Raw genomic sequence first — 13691 nt, forward strand, 5'->3', positions numbered from 1 at the left:
TTTTTTAATCATAAAGGAGATTTCCTTATTTTGAAGCGGGCTTTCCGTAGTTGTTTTGTGAGCTTGTAACATCCACTCTATCTTTTTCCGCCTGTTCTCTTTTTTGTAGTTCTTCAGCATTTCTAACCATATCGCTTTTTTGAGAAGTTTTTACAGGAGATGTTTTGCAGGAACTTAATACCACAAAAAGACCCAATACCGAAATAATTTTAATAAATGTTCTCATTCAAATTTTTTGATGGCAAATATATAGTAAAGGTCAATTCATTTTTTTGCTTTTAACAAACATTGTGACTGAATGTGCTGGAAATTGGGAATTTTTTCACATTAAAAATAACAAAACCTCAAAGAAATTTCCTTGAGGTTTAATGTATAAAAAATGTATGTCCAAATATAGGCTTACATATTTCTTCTATATTTACCGCCTACTTCAAATAAAGCGTTGGTAATTTGTCCCAAAGAACAGTATTTTACGGCATCCATCATCACACCAAATAAGTTTTGCTGATTGATAGCTGCGTATTGCAATTGTCGTAATGCTGCCTCAGACTTATCTTCATTCGATTTTTGGAAATTATGAAGCGTTTCAATCTGAACCTGTTTTTCTTCTTCCGTAGAACGGATAACTTCTCCAGGACGAACTGTTGGTGAGCCGTCTTTTCCAAGGAAAGTATTAACCCCGATGATAGGATATTCTCCGGTATGCTTCAGCCATTCGTAATGCATAGATTCCTCCTGAATTTTAGAACGCTGATACATGGTTTCCATTGCTCCAAGAACACCCCCTCTTTCAGTAATTCTGTCGAATTCTGTATAAACAGCTTCCTCCACAAGATCCGTCAGTTCTTCAATGATAAATGACCCTTGTAATGGATTTTCGTTTTTAGCCAACCCTAATTCTTTGTTGATAATCAGCTGAATGGCCATTGCTCTTCTTACAGACTGCTCAGTAGGAGTCGTGATCGCCTCGTCATAAGCATTGGTATGAAGTGAATTACAGTTATCATAGATCGCGTAAAGCGCCTGAAGAGTCGTTCTGATGTCATTGAAATCAATTTCCTGAGCGTGTAGAGAACGTCCTGAAGTCTGGATGTGGTATTTCAACATCTGGCTTCTTTCGTCAGCTCCGTATTTTAATTTCATAGCTTTTGCCCAGATTCTTCTTGCTACACGTCCGATTACTGAATATTCAGGGTCGATACCGTTAGAGAAGAAGAACGATAAGTTGGGTGCAAAATCATTGATATCCATTCCTCTTGACAAATAATATTCTACATAAGTGAAACCGTTTGCTAAGGTAAATGCCAACTGAGAAACCGGATTGGCTCCTGCTTCTGCAATATGGTATCCTGAAATAGAAACTGAGTAGAAGTTTCTTACTTTTTCTGTAATGAAATACTCCTGAACGTCACCCATTAATCTCAGGGCAAATTCAGTAGAGAAAATACAGGTATTCTGAGCCTGGTCTTCTTTTAGAATATCAGCCTGAACGGTACCACGAACGGTAGCAATCGTTTTAGCCTTAATTTCAGCATAAGCTTCAGCTGGAATAACTTCATCTCCTGTAATTCCTAATAGTTTTAACCCTAAACCATTGTTAGATGGAGGCAATTCACCATTATATTTTGGTCTTTCTAGTCCTTTATCGTCAAATTTTGCTTTTAAAACAGCTTCAACTTTAGATTCTAATCCATGTTGAGCGATGTATTTTTCAACATTCTGGTCAATGGCTGCATTCATAAAGAAAGCCAGCAGCATTGGAGCAGGTCCGTTGATTGTCATTGAAACTGAAGTCAATGCATTCACCAAATCAAATCCTGAATACAGTTTTTTTGCATCATCCAGTGTTGCAATAGAAACTCCTGCATTTCCGATTTTACCATAAATATCTGGTGGTAAAGCAGGATCCTGACCATATAAAGTTACAGAGTCAAAGGCTGTAGATAAACGTTTTGCAGGCATTTCTGCAGAAACATAATGGAATCTTCTGTTGGTTCTTTCCGGTCCTCCTTCTCCGGCAAACATCCTTGTAGGATCTTCACCTGTTCTTTTGAAAGGATAGATTCCTGCTGTAAAAGGAAATCCTCCCGGAAGGTTTTCCTGACCTTTCCATTTGATCAGATCGCCCCAGTCCGTATATTTTGGTAAGGCAATTTTTGGAATTCTTAAATGGGATAAAGACTCTGTTGAAGTTTCAACTTTAATTTCTTTTCCACGAACGAAATAAGAATAAAACTCTTCATGGAAGGCTTTTTTCGTATCATCCCATGTTTTTAGGAAGTCAATATTTTCCTGTTGAAGATCTTTTTCTGCTTTTTGATATTCGGCATCTAAAACTTCATTGGAAATAATGTTTTTTACTCCGTCAATATGATACATTTTTCTGGCTAACTCAGCCTGTTTTTCAACATTAGCATCATATATTTTGTTGTTTTCAACAATTTCAGATAAATAACGAACTCTTTTTGGAGGAATAATGGTTACTTCTTCTGTAATTTCCTGTTCAACAAACGTTTTTAGTTGTAAGTCGGAGAATTTATCGTTTACTTTTGAGATTAATCTGTTGTATAATTCCGTTGTTCCGTGATCATTAAACTGAGATGCTTTTGTTGCGTAAACAGGCATATCGTCTAATGGGCTTTCCCACAATAAGTGATTTCTCTGGAACTGCTTTCTTACCGCTTGTAAAGCATCAAGAGCACCACGTTTGTCAGATTTATTTAAAGCTACCAGATCCGCATAGTCTAACATGTCGATTTTTTCCAGCTGCGTAGAAGCTCCATATTCAGGAGTCATCACATACATGGAAACATCTGCAAAATCAGAAACTTCGGAACCGGACTGCCCGATACCAGACGTTTCTAAAATAATAACATCAGGGTGAGCTAATTTCAAGACATTCAATGCAGAATGAATGAACGGAGAAACCGAAACGTTATTTTCTCTGGTTGCCATAGAACGCATATAAACCCTCGGGTCATTGATTGCATTCATACGGATTCTATCTCCCAATAGAGCACCTCCTGTTTTCTTTTTCGAAGGGTCGATAGAGATAATAGCAATTTTTTTATCAGTATTGGAACGTAAGAAACGTCTTACCAATTCATCTGTTAAAGAAGATTTACCAGCTCCACCAGTACCTGTAATACCAATAATTGGAATGGTTAAATCTTTAGATTTTTCGTCGATTGCTTTTACAAGCTCAGGTTTTTCTTCCGAGAAATTCTCCACTGCAGAGATGATTTTAGCAATGCTTGTAGAATTTTCAAAGCTAATAGAATCTAAATCATCTGCCGTTACTTCTTTCCCTGTTGCAAAATCTGATCTGTTGACCAAATCATCAATCATTCCCTGAAGGCCAAGCTCACGACCATCATCCGGAGAATAAATTCTGTCGATCCCGTAATCCATCAATTCTTTGATTTCTTCCGGAAGAATTACACCGCCACCGCCGCCAAAAATTTTGATCTGCGGTGAATTTTTTTCCCTTAAAAGGTCATAGATATATTTGAAATATTCATTGTGACCTCCCTGATATGAAGTTAATGCAATAGCATTGGCATCTTCCTGGATTGCTGTATTCACAACTTCCTCTGCTGATTTATCGTGTCCTAAATGGATCACTTCGCATCCTGTTCCCTGAATAACACGACGCATAATATTGATCGCAGCATCGTGGCCATCAAATAATGAGGCCGCAGTTACGATTCTTACCTTGTTGGTTGGAGTATATTTTTGGGTTTCCATAAAAATTCTAGAAAGTTTCTAAGTTCTCAAATATAGTAATAAAATGAAAACCCGGACTCCTGAGCTAATGCTTTAATTTTTAAACATTTAGAATAATTATTTTTTTAACCAGGCAGACCTGTGTAGAGGTTAAGTCCGGATTTACAGATTATTACTCTACTTAATGGAAGAATAAAAATCGGCAGATGTTTATCTGCCGATTTTTTTTAGATTACCTGAATCTGGAATTTTGTCTTTATTTCAGGAAAACTTTCTGTTTTATTGTTTTTCCGAAAAAAGTGTTTTCCTTTTGCTATCCAATCCCCAGTTCAATCCTAAAAATGAAATGAGATTATTCTTGTCACCATAATTTTTTCCAAAAGCGGCATTGATGTATACGTTGTCGGACACTTTATAGTTGATAATTCCATTAGAACGGTAGGTGTTATCCAGATCGCTGCTTCTGTAAATGAATTCATAGCCAATAGAGAATTTATTGTATACCAATTCTATTTTTCCACCAAAATCATAATTGTTCGTTCTGCTGAATCCGTTGGTAAGATCATAAACCGTTTTATCCTGAAGATATCTTGCAACGGCATAGAAGTTTAACCTTTTTTCAGTTTTTGAAATTCCTGTGGCGGAGGTTTCTTTGATGGTTAGTTTTGACTTTTCCTTATTCGGATCTTCACTTTCCTTTGGAATTTCATTTTTCTTTGGATCTCTTTCCAAGTTGATTCCGGAACTCATCGTCATCCAAACTCCCAGTTTCCCAAATTGATTATTCTTGAATTGATTATCCAAAAAGAAAGTGCTGTAAGCCGAAGCCACATCTAATTGAAAAGCAGGTTTTTCGTCAAGGTACTTTTTATATTTTTCAGTTTCGTCAATGAATTTTTTATATTTTCCGGTTTTATAAAAATCTGTTACAAATTCATCGTATGCTTTTTCAATCTTTTCGGTTATTTCATCTTGGCTGCCACCAGACGAGTATATATCCATAAATTTTTGTGTGTGTTCAAAATCTTTTTGGATACGGGTTAGCATTTCTGAGATCATGTCATTGGAAGCGACAATATCAGCTATATTTTTTTTATTTCTTATTTTAAATATAGTAGTTCGCAAAGAAAAAGATACCGAAGGGTTTTCTGTGTCAAGATTTTCAATTTTATAATTTTTTAGAAACGCAAATGAGAATGAAACGTTTTTTACTTCACTGAAAATGTTTTTCTTGTACTCGTAAGTATTATCAGCTTTTTTAATGCTTTTAATACCGGCATATTTCAAAGCATCCATCTCCGTCAGAGGAAATAAATGGGTGGGTGTAAGTTCTACTGCATAGGCATTGGGAAGACCTTCATTTTCGCTGAAAGAATTGACAATACTGGTCATGAAAGCCTTTTTTGATTTTGGAGTTTCCAAATCAGAGCTTGCTAAACCGAGAAGCATTACACTTGGTGCATTGGAGAGTTCCAATTTGTTTAAATCTGCACTAATTTCTTTATTTTGAGAAAATAGTAATGTCGTTCTAGCCACCAGAGCTGCTAGTATTAATATTTTTTTCATAACTTAACATTTATGAATTTATAAACAGGATAGCTCTTCCTGTCAGATAAATCTTCAATTTTTTTACCCTCAAAAGGATTGAAATGAAAGTTCTTGGCGGGAATTTGGGGGAATTCAAATTTTATTCTGCATGTATTGATTAAAATCTGCAAGTGATTCATCTGCATGCTCGTATTAAAAGATGTTGCAAAAAGTAATTTATCAGATTCTATATCTGCTTTTGGAATGGTAAAAGAAAATTTATCATCATTTAAATTATTGTCTTCTATCCACTTTCCATTAATAATAAAATGGGGATCACCAAATTGTGTGTTGGCGCTGATTATTACGTTCACCTCTACATTACTCTCGTTAAATTGAGCAATTTTTACTGTTGTTTTTGGGATTTTTTTCATGTCTATTAATTTTTGGTTTTGTGTCTGTTTTTTCAAAGTCAGAGGTCTCATTCCAATACCTTTTAAAATAGGTGTGATGATATTCAGCTTTTGATTCTACTTCAAATTTATAATTTGTAATGTTTGCGGTCAATTACCTTTTTGGGTGATATTGTATTGTTTAAAATAATCCGATCAGGTTTTTCTGAATAAAAAGCAGCCTTTAATTCAATAATTAAATATTTACAAGGATTCTGCACCCCAATTAAATTCTCTACTTTTGCAAAATATTTTTACAGACATGCAAAAAGCTTTGATGTACTTCGCATTGGGAACAGTAGTAAGCTTCCTGATCAATTATTTCTTTATCAGTTCAGAGAATATCGGACTGGATATTTATTATGCTTTTGCCTTTGGCTCTGCCTGGGGAATTGCTTATTATCTGGATACTCCTAATTTTACACTGCCCAAGAAATTAGGCCTGTCATTTTTAGCGATGGGAATTCTGGTTCTTATAGGAACTTTGATTTTTAAACTAGAACTGGCGATCCCTTCTATCCTGAAATTTTCAACAGTTTTTGTCGCTTATTATCTATTTGCAAGCTTTAGGGCAAGCAAGTCGTTAAGAAAATAATAAAATAAATAAGGCTGTCTCATTTGACAGCCTTATTTATTATTAATGGATCATCAGGAAACTTACCAGGGCAAGGCCGACAACCAAAATCATAAATGCCATAAAATTAATGGTCAGTAATGTCATACCAATGATCATACTTACTAATCCATGGGAATGGTAAACCCGGCGGTGGGCAATAAAGAAATATCCTATGCTATATATTGACAGTGATATTATTATTAAATATAAGAATATATTAATCAGCCCAATGCTTGTAAGATCTACCAGTTTTGCGAGTAGGAATATAAATAGAATAGTCAGTAATAGGAATGAGAAATAATGCAGTGTAAAAATTCCGTGATCGAAATACCACCATTTTTTCTTCTTGTGAAAAATCCATAAAAAGAATGCAAACAGCGGAAGATAGATGAAAAGCGCCTTCGGCATATTATGGAAAGATTTTTCCGCCAAATTTTTAAAGATTTCTGCTTTTGTAAGACCATTTTCCTTTAGTTCGAAGAACTTGTGAGCTAATGGAGTTTGTATAAAATCCAAAGCTGATGGGTCTTTAGCCGTTGCAGAGTCGTAGGACTTTTTTGTTCTATATCCTCCAAAATTAACATCTGCATCGATTTTCTTATTCATTTCAAAGGTTTCTTTGAGATCATTTAATTTAACAGAATCAGATAATAATGTATTAATTTTTTTTATCGTTGCAGAATCTCCCTGACTGGGATTTTTTTCCGCTTTTATACTGTCGAGTATTTTCTGGGTCTCTGCCACTTTTATTTTGTCGAAAAAACTTGGTGTATTGTGACTTCCGGCATCTTTTCCTTCTGATAAATTAATATTGATCATCGGAAAAAGAGCAAACATGAAAAAAGTAATAAAACTGACAAAAATATAAAGTTTTACAGGAGGGACGAATTGCTGTCTCTTGCCTTCCAGATAAGTGTTTGTAAGTTTTCCGGGTTTAAAAATCAGGTTTTTCAATGTTCCCCAAAATTGTCCGTCATAATGGGTGAAGTCTTCAATAAAGTGGGTGAAGAGATAGTAGAAAGGCTGTCTACGTTCAGTGTTTTCCTGCCCGCAGTGGGGGCAAAACCTTTCTTCAACCTGGTGTCCGCAGTTCAGACAGGTTTTATCATCTCTTAGTTTTCCGTGGCTCATGAATTATTAATATGATTGATACAAATATAATTATTTCAATGAAACAGTAGTTGTATTAATGTGTTTTACGGAAATCTTTAAAGTAAATTTAATAAAAGAAAGAGTTGAGGGAATAAACTCTTTGCTTTGTCATGTGTGTTTTTAGAATCTTCTAAGTGTTTTTTTCATCGCCACAACATTTTTCAAGATTTATGCCAAACGTATTAATGATGTTAAAATCTATTAAAGGTCAGCACTATAACAGATATTCTATAGATTAAATAAAATATGTTTTTGGGTTACAAAAATAATTTGTACCTTTGCACACCCTTTTAGGGGTAAATTATGTTTAATCTTTAACTAAAACGTGTGAATACATTAAGTTACAAAACTGTTTCAGCGAACAAAGCTACTGCTAATAAAGAATGGGTTGTGGTAGACGCTGAAGGACAGCCGTTAGGAAGACTAGCTTCTACGGTTGCAAAGATTTTGAGAGGTAAGCACAAAACGAACTTTACACCTCACGTAGATTGTGGTGATAACGTGATCGTTTTGAATGCTGGGAAAATTACGCTTTCCGGAAATAAGTGGGCTGATAAGACTTACATCTGGCATACAGGTTATCCTGGTGGACAGAAGTCTATGACTGCGGCTGAACTTCAAAAGAAAGATTCTTTAAAGGTATTAGAGAAATCTGTAAAAGGTATGTTACCTAAAAACAGATTAGGAGCTGCTATCCTTAAGAACCTTTATTTATATGAAGGAACTGAGCACAAACATGAAGCTCAACAGCCTAAAACAATTAATGTTAACGAATTTAAATAATTAATTATGTCTATAGTTCACAAAATCGGAAGAAGAAAAACTTCTGTAGCAAGAGTTTATGTAAGACCAGGTTCTGGTGTTATTACAGTAAACGGTAAAGATGCTGCAACTTATTTCTCTACAGACGTGATGGTTTACAAATTAAACCAACCGTTTATCCTTTCTGAGACTGTTGGTCAGTACGACGTTACCGTAAATGTTTTCGGTGGTGGAAATACAGGTCAGGCAGAAGCTATCAGATTAGGTATTTCAAGAGCTTTATGCGAGATCAACGCTGAGTTCAGATTAGCATTAAAGCCTGCTGGTTTACTTACAAGAGACGCAAGAATGGTGGAAAGAAAGAAGCCAGGTCAGAAAAAAGCAAGAAAGAGATTCCAATTCTCAAAACGTTAATTTTCAGACTTCAGATACAAGATCTCAGATTTCAGAATTTATTCGGTCTGTTGTCTTATATCTAAATCTATTTATCAAAACAAAAAAATTGCCCGTTACGTTTAGCATCCAAACGCTTCTCCCATCTAAAGAAGTTGTTGATTGTTTAAAAGACGGAAAGTAAACTAACAAAAACAGAAAACATGGCAAAAGCAAATGTAAAAGACCTTCTAGAGGCTGGTGTACACTTCGGTCACATGACTAGAAAGTGGAATCCAAATATGGCTCCATACATTTTTATGGAGAAAAATGGTATTCACATTGTAGACTTACATAAAACAGCAGTTAAGTTGGATGAAGCGTGCAGCGCTTTAGAAAAATTAACTTCTGCAGGTAAAAAAGTTCTTTTCGTAGCTACTAAGAAGCAAGCGAAAGAAGTTGTTGCAAAACACGCTTCTGAACTTAATATGCCTTATATTACAGAAAGATGGCCAGGTGGTATGTTGACGAACTTCGTTACTATCAGAAAGGCTGTAAAGAAGATGAACTCTATCGACAAAATGAAAAAAGACGGTACGTTCGAAACTTTATCTAAAAAAGAAAGATTACAAGTTGACAGACAAAGAGCTAACTTGGAGAAAAACTTAGGTTCTATCTCTGACATGGTTAGACTTCCTTCTGCAATCTTTGTAGTTGATATCTTAAGAGAACACATCGCAGTAACTGAAGCTAAGAAATTAGGTATTCCAGTTTTCGGTATTGTTGATACAAACTCTGACCCTAGAAAAGTAGACTTCGTTATCCCAGGAAACGATGATGCTTCTAAATCTATCGATATGATCTTGAGCATTGTTTCTGATTCTATCAAAGAAGGTCAGTCTCAAAGAAAAGCTGATAAAGAAAAATCTAAAGAAGAAGGAGAAAAAGTATCTGCTGATACAGATGCTGATTTCGATGCAGAATAATTAAAGATTTTCTTTAATATAGGAAAAACGCTGGATTTAGGTCCAGCGTTTTTTTATTGTTTATGCCAAGAACTCTTACGGACTGCTAAAGGGTCACTAGGTATTCTGGCTGCTCTATCGAGTATTTGCAGACTGCTTAGCTTGTTCTTTATCCGGGTTTAGAAAGTCCAAAAGATAATCTATTGAGTGTCTATTAAACTCCTTATTACCGATGCTTCTTTAAAAAGAAAAACCCACAGAATCCTGCGGGTTATATTTTTTATTTTGAAAGTTTTATAGAATAGGAGGTGGTTACAAATTTTGTACTCTGATAATTCGAGTTGCAGATAACTCCGGATAACCTGTAGTTTTGATTTTTTGGAACCATTGTATATCCTATCTTTCCAGCACCTATGGGGATTTTCTTGAAGAAATTGTTCCCGCTTACAGTAAGTACCATATTGCAGGGAGATTTGTTTTCTACCGAAATAGAGGTCTTAGGATTCTTGGGATCATCACTGTTGAGGAGATCATTAAGGACATCGGCTGTTTCCGGCTTATAAACCTTTATAAGCTCGTTATATTCTCTTTCTGTATTGGCTGTGCTCCCTGAATTATTGCCAGGGTAAGATGTTCTTACCGGATAACCTCCATAATTTACATTACAGCTGGTAAGAATCATTGAAATTCCGATAAAAACGAATAGTTTTTTCATCCTATTTTATTTTTGGGTTTCTCTTTTTTCGAAGGTTTTTTTTCCGGTTCATTATGGGTAGATTTCAGTTCTGTCTCAGCCTGTCCCGGGTTACCTACCGTTACAAATATACTTTTTTTAATGTCTTTCTGTGAAATGTATTTCATATCGCAGATATTACTGTTGAGCGTATAGGACCCTTTATTGAGCACAATGAAATTTTCTCCACGAGCTGGAACGGCAAGATTGTAATAATCTTTTCCTTCAATTCGCAGTACGATATTGCAGTCCGAATTATTTTTGAATAAAAGGATCGCTTCCTTACGGGTAATATCTTCATTGAACATTGCATTCAGAAGTTTTGCCGTTTTATCCTTGTGTTCAGCAGATGTTTCAGTGATGAGTTTTTTAAACTCTTCAGCATCGTCTGAATTTGGGTTTCTCATAATGCTTTTAGGAATATCAGAGATTACAGGCCTTGCTTCCATAGGTTTGGCTGTACGGGCTCCTTTTGTCCATTCTGCATTTTTTAAAGCGATCAGCTTTGGTTTTAGCACGCTTTTCTTAGGATCGTCAGGGTGTGCGTTCTTCAGGTATTCTTCAATTTCTTTGATGTTTGTGTTTTTTAGAATGTCTTTATTGCTTTTTTGAGCATTTGTAAAGACGGGTATTAGAAATGTGAAGAATAAAATCGTTGAAATTTTTTTTTTCATCAAGTTTGTTTATTTCATCAGCTTATCCGGAATTTAATATAAGTAATTGTTTTTCCTTTAGCCGAGAATAGCTCTTCATAATACGTTTTGATATCTCTCAAATGCTCCGTATTAGGATCGTATTCAGGTGCCCCATAGATATCATGGTGCGCGCTGATAATTTCATAGCCTGCCCCCTGTAAATATCCCAGTGTATACCCATGCAGAAACTCTGAATCGGTTTTCAGGTGAACGATACCTCCTGGCTTCAGGAACTTTTTATATCGGTTTAAAAAATCCGGATGTGTTAATCTGTGTTTTGTTCTTTTATATTTTATTTGTGGATCCGGGAACGTAATCCATATTTCATCTACTTCATTTTCAGCAAAAAAATAATCAACGAGTTCGATCTGAGTTCTCAGAAAAGCGACATTATTCATGTTACTTTCTACAGCTTCTTTGGCACCAAACCAGAATCTGGCCCCTTTAATATCAACTCCTATAAAATTCTTTTCAGGAAATGTTTTGGCAAGTCCTACAGAATATTCTCCTTTTCCACAACCTAATTCCAATACAATTGGATTCTCGTTTTTAAAGAAATTTTCTCTCCATTTTCCTTTAAGATCGAAGCCTTCTAAGGCCTCTTCTCTTGTAGGTTGTATTACATTCGGTAATATTTTGTTTTCTGTAAATCTTGCTAATTTATTCTTGCCCATTGAGTTATAAAATGAGTGCAAAAATACTAAAAATTTATGGAGAATCTCTGCCTTTTGCAGGTAAAAGGCAGAGAACTAATTCGTTTATGATTGAGATTATTGGCTTCCTAAAGCGACCATAATGGCTCTTTGTATTGTTTTTTGTGAGGCATATTGCGCTCCGCAAACCAAACTGGAGAAAAGGTACTGGCCTTTTTCTATGACAATAGAACCTTCACCCTGAGCAGGTACTGCCAGTCTGTATTTGGTGGTGCCTACACCTTCCATTCTTACAATGATATTACAGTCAGATTTGTTTTGAATCATGACAATGCACTCTTTAGCATTAGGATCATTATCAAATAAGGAATTGAGGATTTTTACTGTTTTGTTTTTATGTTCTACGGGAGAGACGGCCATCAGCATGTTGAATTCTTCTGCTTCAGCATTGAGAACTGCAGTATTTGCTGTTGTATTGACAACATAGGTATTCTGAGTCGTGCTTGGAGTATAAACGGCAGTAAACTGTTTCGCTGCCAGCTCAGCTTTATACTTTGCAATTTGTTTTTGTTTGATGATCGCATTCATTTCATCGAAGGTGATCTTTGTAGAAGGTCTTCTTCTCAGCATAGCAAGCATTTCCTGCATGTCTTTTACCTTCTGATCAGCAGGGTGTGCATTTTTGATGTATTCTTTCATCAGGTCCATTACCTTTGGTTTCAGAACAGATCTTCGTGGATCATCTGGATGGGCATCTCTTAAAAATGCATTGATCTCATAGATATTATTACTCTTCAGAATATTACTATAGTCTTTGCCTTTTTTTTGAGCAGACACCATAAAAAGAAACATACAGCCAAGAAGTAAAAGTACTTTTTTCATTAATTAATATTAAATTAGAATTGGTGTTTCTCATTTAATTTACGTTTTGCGCTGGTTAGTTTTTATTTGGATAACGGAATATAAGTATTTTTATTTTAAACACCTATTCGTGAGATAAATTTAATATTTTTTTGAATATTATAGAATTATATATTGTTAAAATTGAATTATCTATATTGAAATATTTTATAGTAAAGGTTTGGGCTAAATTTTTATTGTTTCAAAAAAAATAATCCATGCGTGAAACATGGATTATTGTATAGTCTGATTTATTTTTTATCGGAATTTTTAATTGCTGCTTACAACCTCCTGAAGATGTGAGCTTCTAAGTCTCTTCTGATAGATCGGCAGATATTTTTCAATAGGAATCTTTACTGCCTCAAAGTTACCAGCCAATACATAGGCCTGGATGTTTTCAGAGGTATAAACGAACTGAAGGAAATTATCAATTAAATTCTCAGGAATTTTGAATCTTGTAAAATAGTCTTTTCCTAAATAATTTTTGATCTGGGCAACGGAGGTGTTCATTCTTTCGTAAGCCTGGTAACGCTGCTTTTTCTTTCTATCCCCGGAAAGAATATCATAGATGCTTTCAAGGCTGAAGGTCAATCCGCCATCTCGTAGTCCGGCAACAGGAAGTTCAGGTGGAGTTCCGTCACCTTTCGGTTCAGGAAGACCAATGACTTTCTTGAGCGCATATGCTTTATCTTCTTTTCTTAACGAATTTACATCATACCGTAGGTTTCCAGTAGGTTTGAACCTGCTGAGGACAATTTCCTGAATTTCATAATAGGCAATTTTAAGCTCAACCAGATTTTTCTGCGTCATCGATTGAGGAGTTAGCTTTATGTCTTTTCTTTCGGTAACAATAGAGGTAAACCGGATGACATCTCCAGGGTTAGCTGGAATCTTAAAATTACCATTGTAGTCCGTAAGAACGGTTTTTTGTATAGTCAGGTTCGTAACATATACCTGATTGAGATATAAAATAGAGTTGTCTCTCAGAAATACCTCTCCGGAATATATTTGTGCATTCATTTTTGCCAGAAAAACCAATAGCAGTAGAGTAAACAGTTTCTTCATATAATGCGCAAAATTACATAGAAATATAGCAATTTTGCCTAATTAGATGATGAATAGTGGTTAAAGTTATATT

At 35.2% G+C, this 13691-nt stretch carries 14 protein-coding genes; 4 read left to right on the top strand and 10 right to left on the bottom strand.

Annotation, left to right across the window (positions count from 1 at the left end; translation table 11 throughout):
• Window positions 1-25: 25 nt before the first annotated feature.
• From C1634_RS19870 to C1634_RS19885, 4 genes are all read right to left on the bottom strand, one after another.
• Window positions 26-226 carry a hypothetical protein gene (locus C1634_RS19870; protein WP_103231256.1) on the bottom strand — a complete coding sequence of 67 codons (201 nt, stop codon included), beginning with the start codon at window positions 224-226 and terminating at the stop codon, window positions 26-28.
• A 173-nt stretch (window positions 227-399) separates the two neighbouring features.
• The gene (locus C1634_RS19875; RefSeq protein ID WP_103231255.1) at window positions 400-3747 is read right to left on the bottom strand and encodes a methylmalonyl-CoA mutase family protein; all 3348 of its coding nucleotides are present in this window, start codon (window positions 3745-3747) and stop codon (window positions 400-402) included.
• Between the two features lie 258 nt (window positions 3748-4005).
• On the bottom strand, window positions 4006-5292 hold the full coding sequence (locus C1634_RS19880) for a hypothetical protein (RefSeq protein WP_109739021.1): 1287 nt from the start codon (window positions 5290-5292) through the stop codon (window positions 4006-4008).
• Window positions 5289-5687: a hypothetical protein gene (locus tag C1634_RS19885; RefSeq protein ID WP_123921518.1), complete on the bottom strand. Its 399-nt coding sequence runs from the start codon at window positions 5685-5687 to the stop codon at window positions 5289-5291. Before C1634_RS19885 ends, C1634_RS19880 begins: the two co-directional genes overlap by 4 nt.
• A gap of 280 nt (window positions 5688-5967) precedes the next feature.
• On the opposite strand from C1634_RS19885, the gene C1634_RS19890 reads away from it, so the two are divergent.
• The gene (locus tag C1634_RS19890) at window positions 5968-6300 is read left to right on the top strand and encodes a hypothetical protein (protein WP_103231251.1); all 333 of its coding nucleotides are present in this window, start codon (window positions 5968-5970) and stop codon (window positions 6298-6300) included.
• Between the two features lie 42 nt (window positions 6301-6342).
• On the opposite strand, the gene C1634_RS19895 is transcribed toward C1634_RS19890, so the two are convergent.
• A complete protein-coding gene (locus tag C1634_RS19895) occupies window positions 6343-7452 on the bottom strand; it encodes a DUF3667 domain-containing protein (RefSeq protein ID WP_103231250.1) in 1110 nt (369 codons plus the stop codon).
• Window positions 7453-7800: 348 nt separating this feature from the next.
• On the opposite strand from C1634_RS19895, the gene rplM reads away from it, so the two are divergent.
• The 3 genes from rplM to rpsB all read left to right on the top strand — a co-directional run bounded on the left by rplM (window position 7801) and on the right by rpsB (window position 9593).
• Window positions 7801-8256: a 50S ribosomal protein L13 gene (rplM, locus tag C1634_RS19900; protein WP_027375420.1), complete on the top strand. Its 456-nt coding sequence runs from the start codon at window positions 7801-7803 to the stop codon at window positions 8254-8256.
• Between the two features lie 6 nt (window positions 8257-8262).
• A complete protein-coding gene (gene rpsI, locus C1634_RS19905; RefSeq protein WP_045501218.1) occupies window positions 8263-8649 on the top strand; it encodes a 30S ribosomal protein S9 in 387 nt (128 codons plus the stop codon).
• 182 nt (window positions 8650-8831) lie between these two features.
• Window positions 8832-9593, top strand: a complete 762-nt coding sequence (rpsB, locus tag C1634_RS19910) for a 30S ribosomal protein S2 (RefSeq protein WP_045501217.1) — start codon at window positions 8832-8834, stop codon at window positions 9591-9593.
• Between the two features lie 259 nt (window positions 9594-9852).
• On the opposite strand, the gene C1634_RS19915 is transcribed toward rpsB, so the two are convergent.
• The 5 genes from C1634_RS19915 to C1634_RS19935 form a co-directional block, all read right to left on the bottom strand.
• Window positions 9853-10287, bottom strand: coding sequence for a DUF6759 domain-containing protein (locus C1634_RS19915; protein WP_103231249.1), 435 nt, complete (start codon window positions 10285-10287; stop codon window positions 9853-9855).
• Entirely contained in the window at window positions 10284-10979 is a 696-nt protein-coding gene (locus tag C1634_RS19920; RefSeq protein WP_228410123.1) for a DUF6759 domain-containing protein, read from the bottom strand. The genes C1634_RS19915 and C1634_RS19920 overlap by 4 nt, the downstream gene beginning before the upstream one ends.
• 17 nt (window positions 10980-10996) lie before the next feature.
• Entirely contained in the window at window positions 10997-11674 is a 678-nt protein-coding gene (trmB, locus tag C1634_RS19925) for a tRNA (guanosine(46)-N7)-methyltransferase TrmB (protein ID WP_103231248.1), read from the bottom strand.
• Between the two features lie 96 nt (window positions 11675-11770).
• Window positions 11771-12535, bottom strand: coding sequence for a DUF6759 domain-containing protein (locus C1634_RS19930; RefSeq protein WP_103231247.1), 765 nt, complete (start codon window positions 12533-12535; stop codon window positions 11771-11773).
• 288 nt (window positions 12536-12823) lie between these two features.
• Window positions 12824-13618 carry a hypothetical protein gene (locus C1634_RS19935; protein WP_103231246.1) on the bottom strand — a complete coding sequence of 265 codons (795 nt, stop codon included), beginning with the start codon at window positions 13616-13618 and terminating at the stop codon, window positions 12824-12826.
• Between the last annotated feature and the right edge of the window lie 73 nt (window positions 13619-13691).

Origin of the sequence: Chryseobacterium viscerum, assembly GCF_002899945.2 — a bacterium.
GTDB classification, from domain to species: domain Bacteria; phylum Bacteroidota; class Bacteroidia; order Flavobacteriales; family Weeksellaceae; genus Chryseobacterium; species Chryseobacterium viscerum.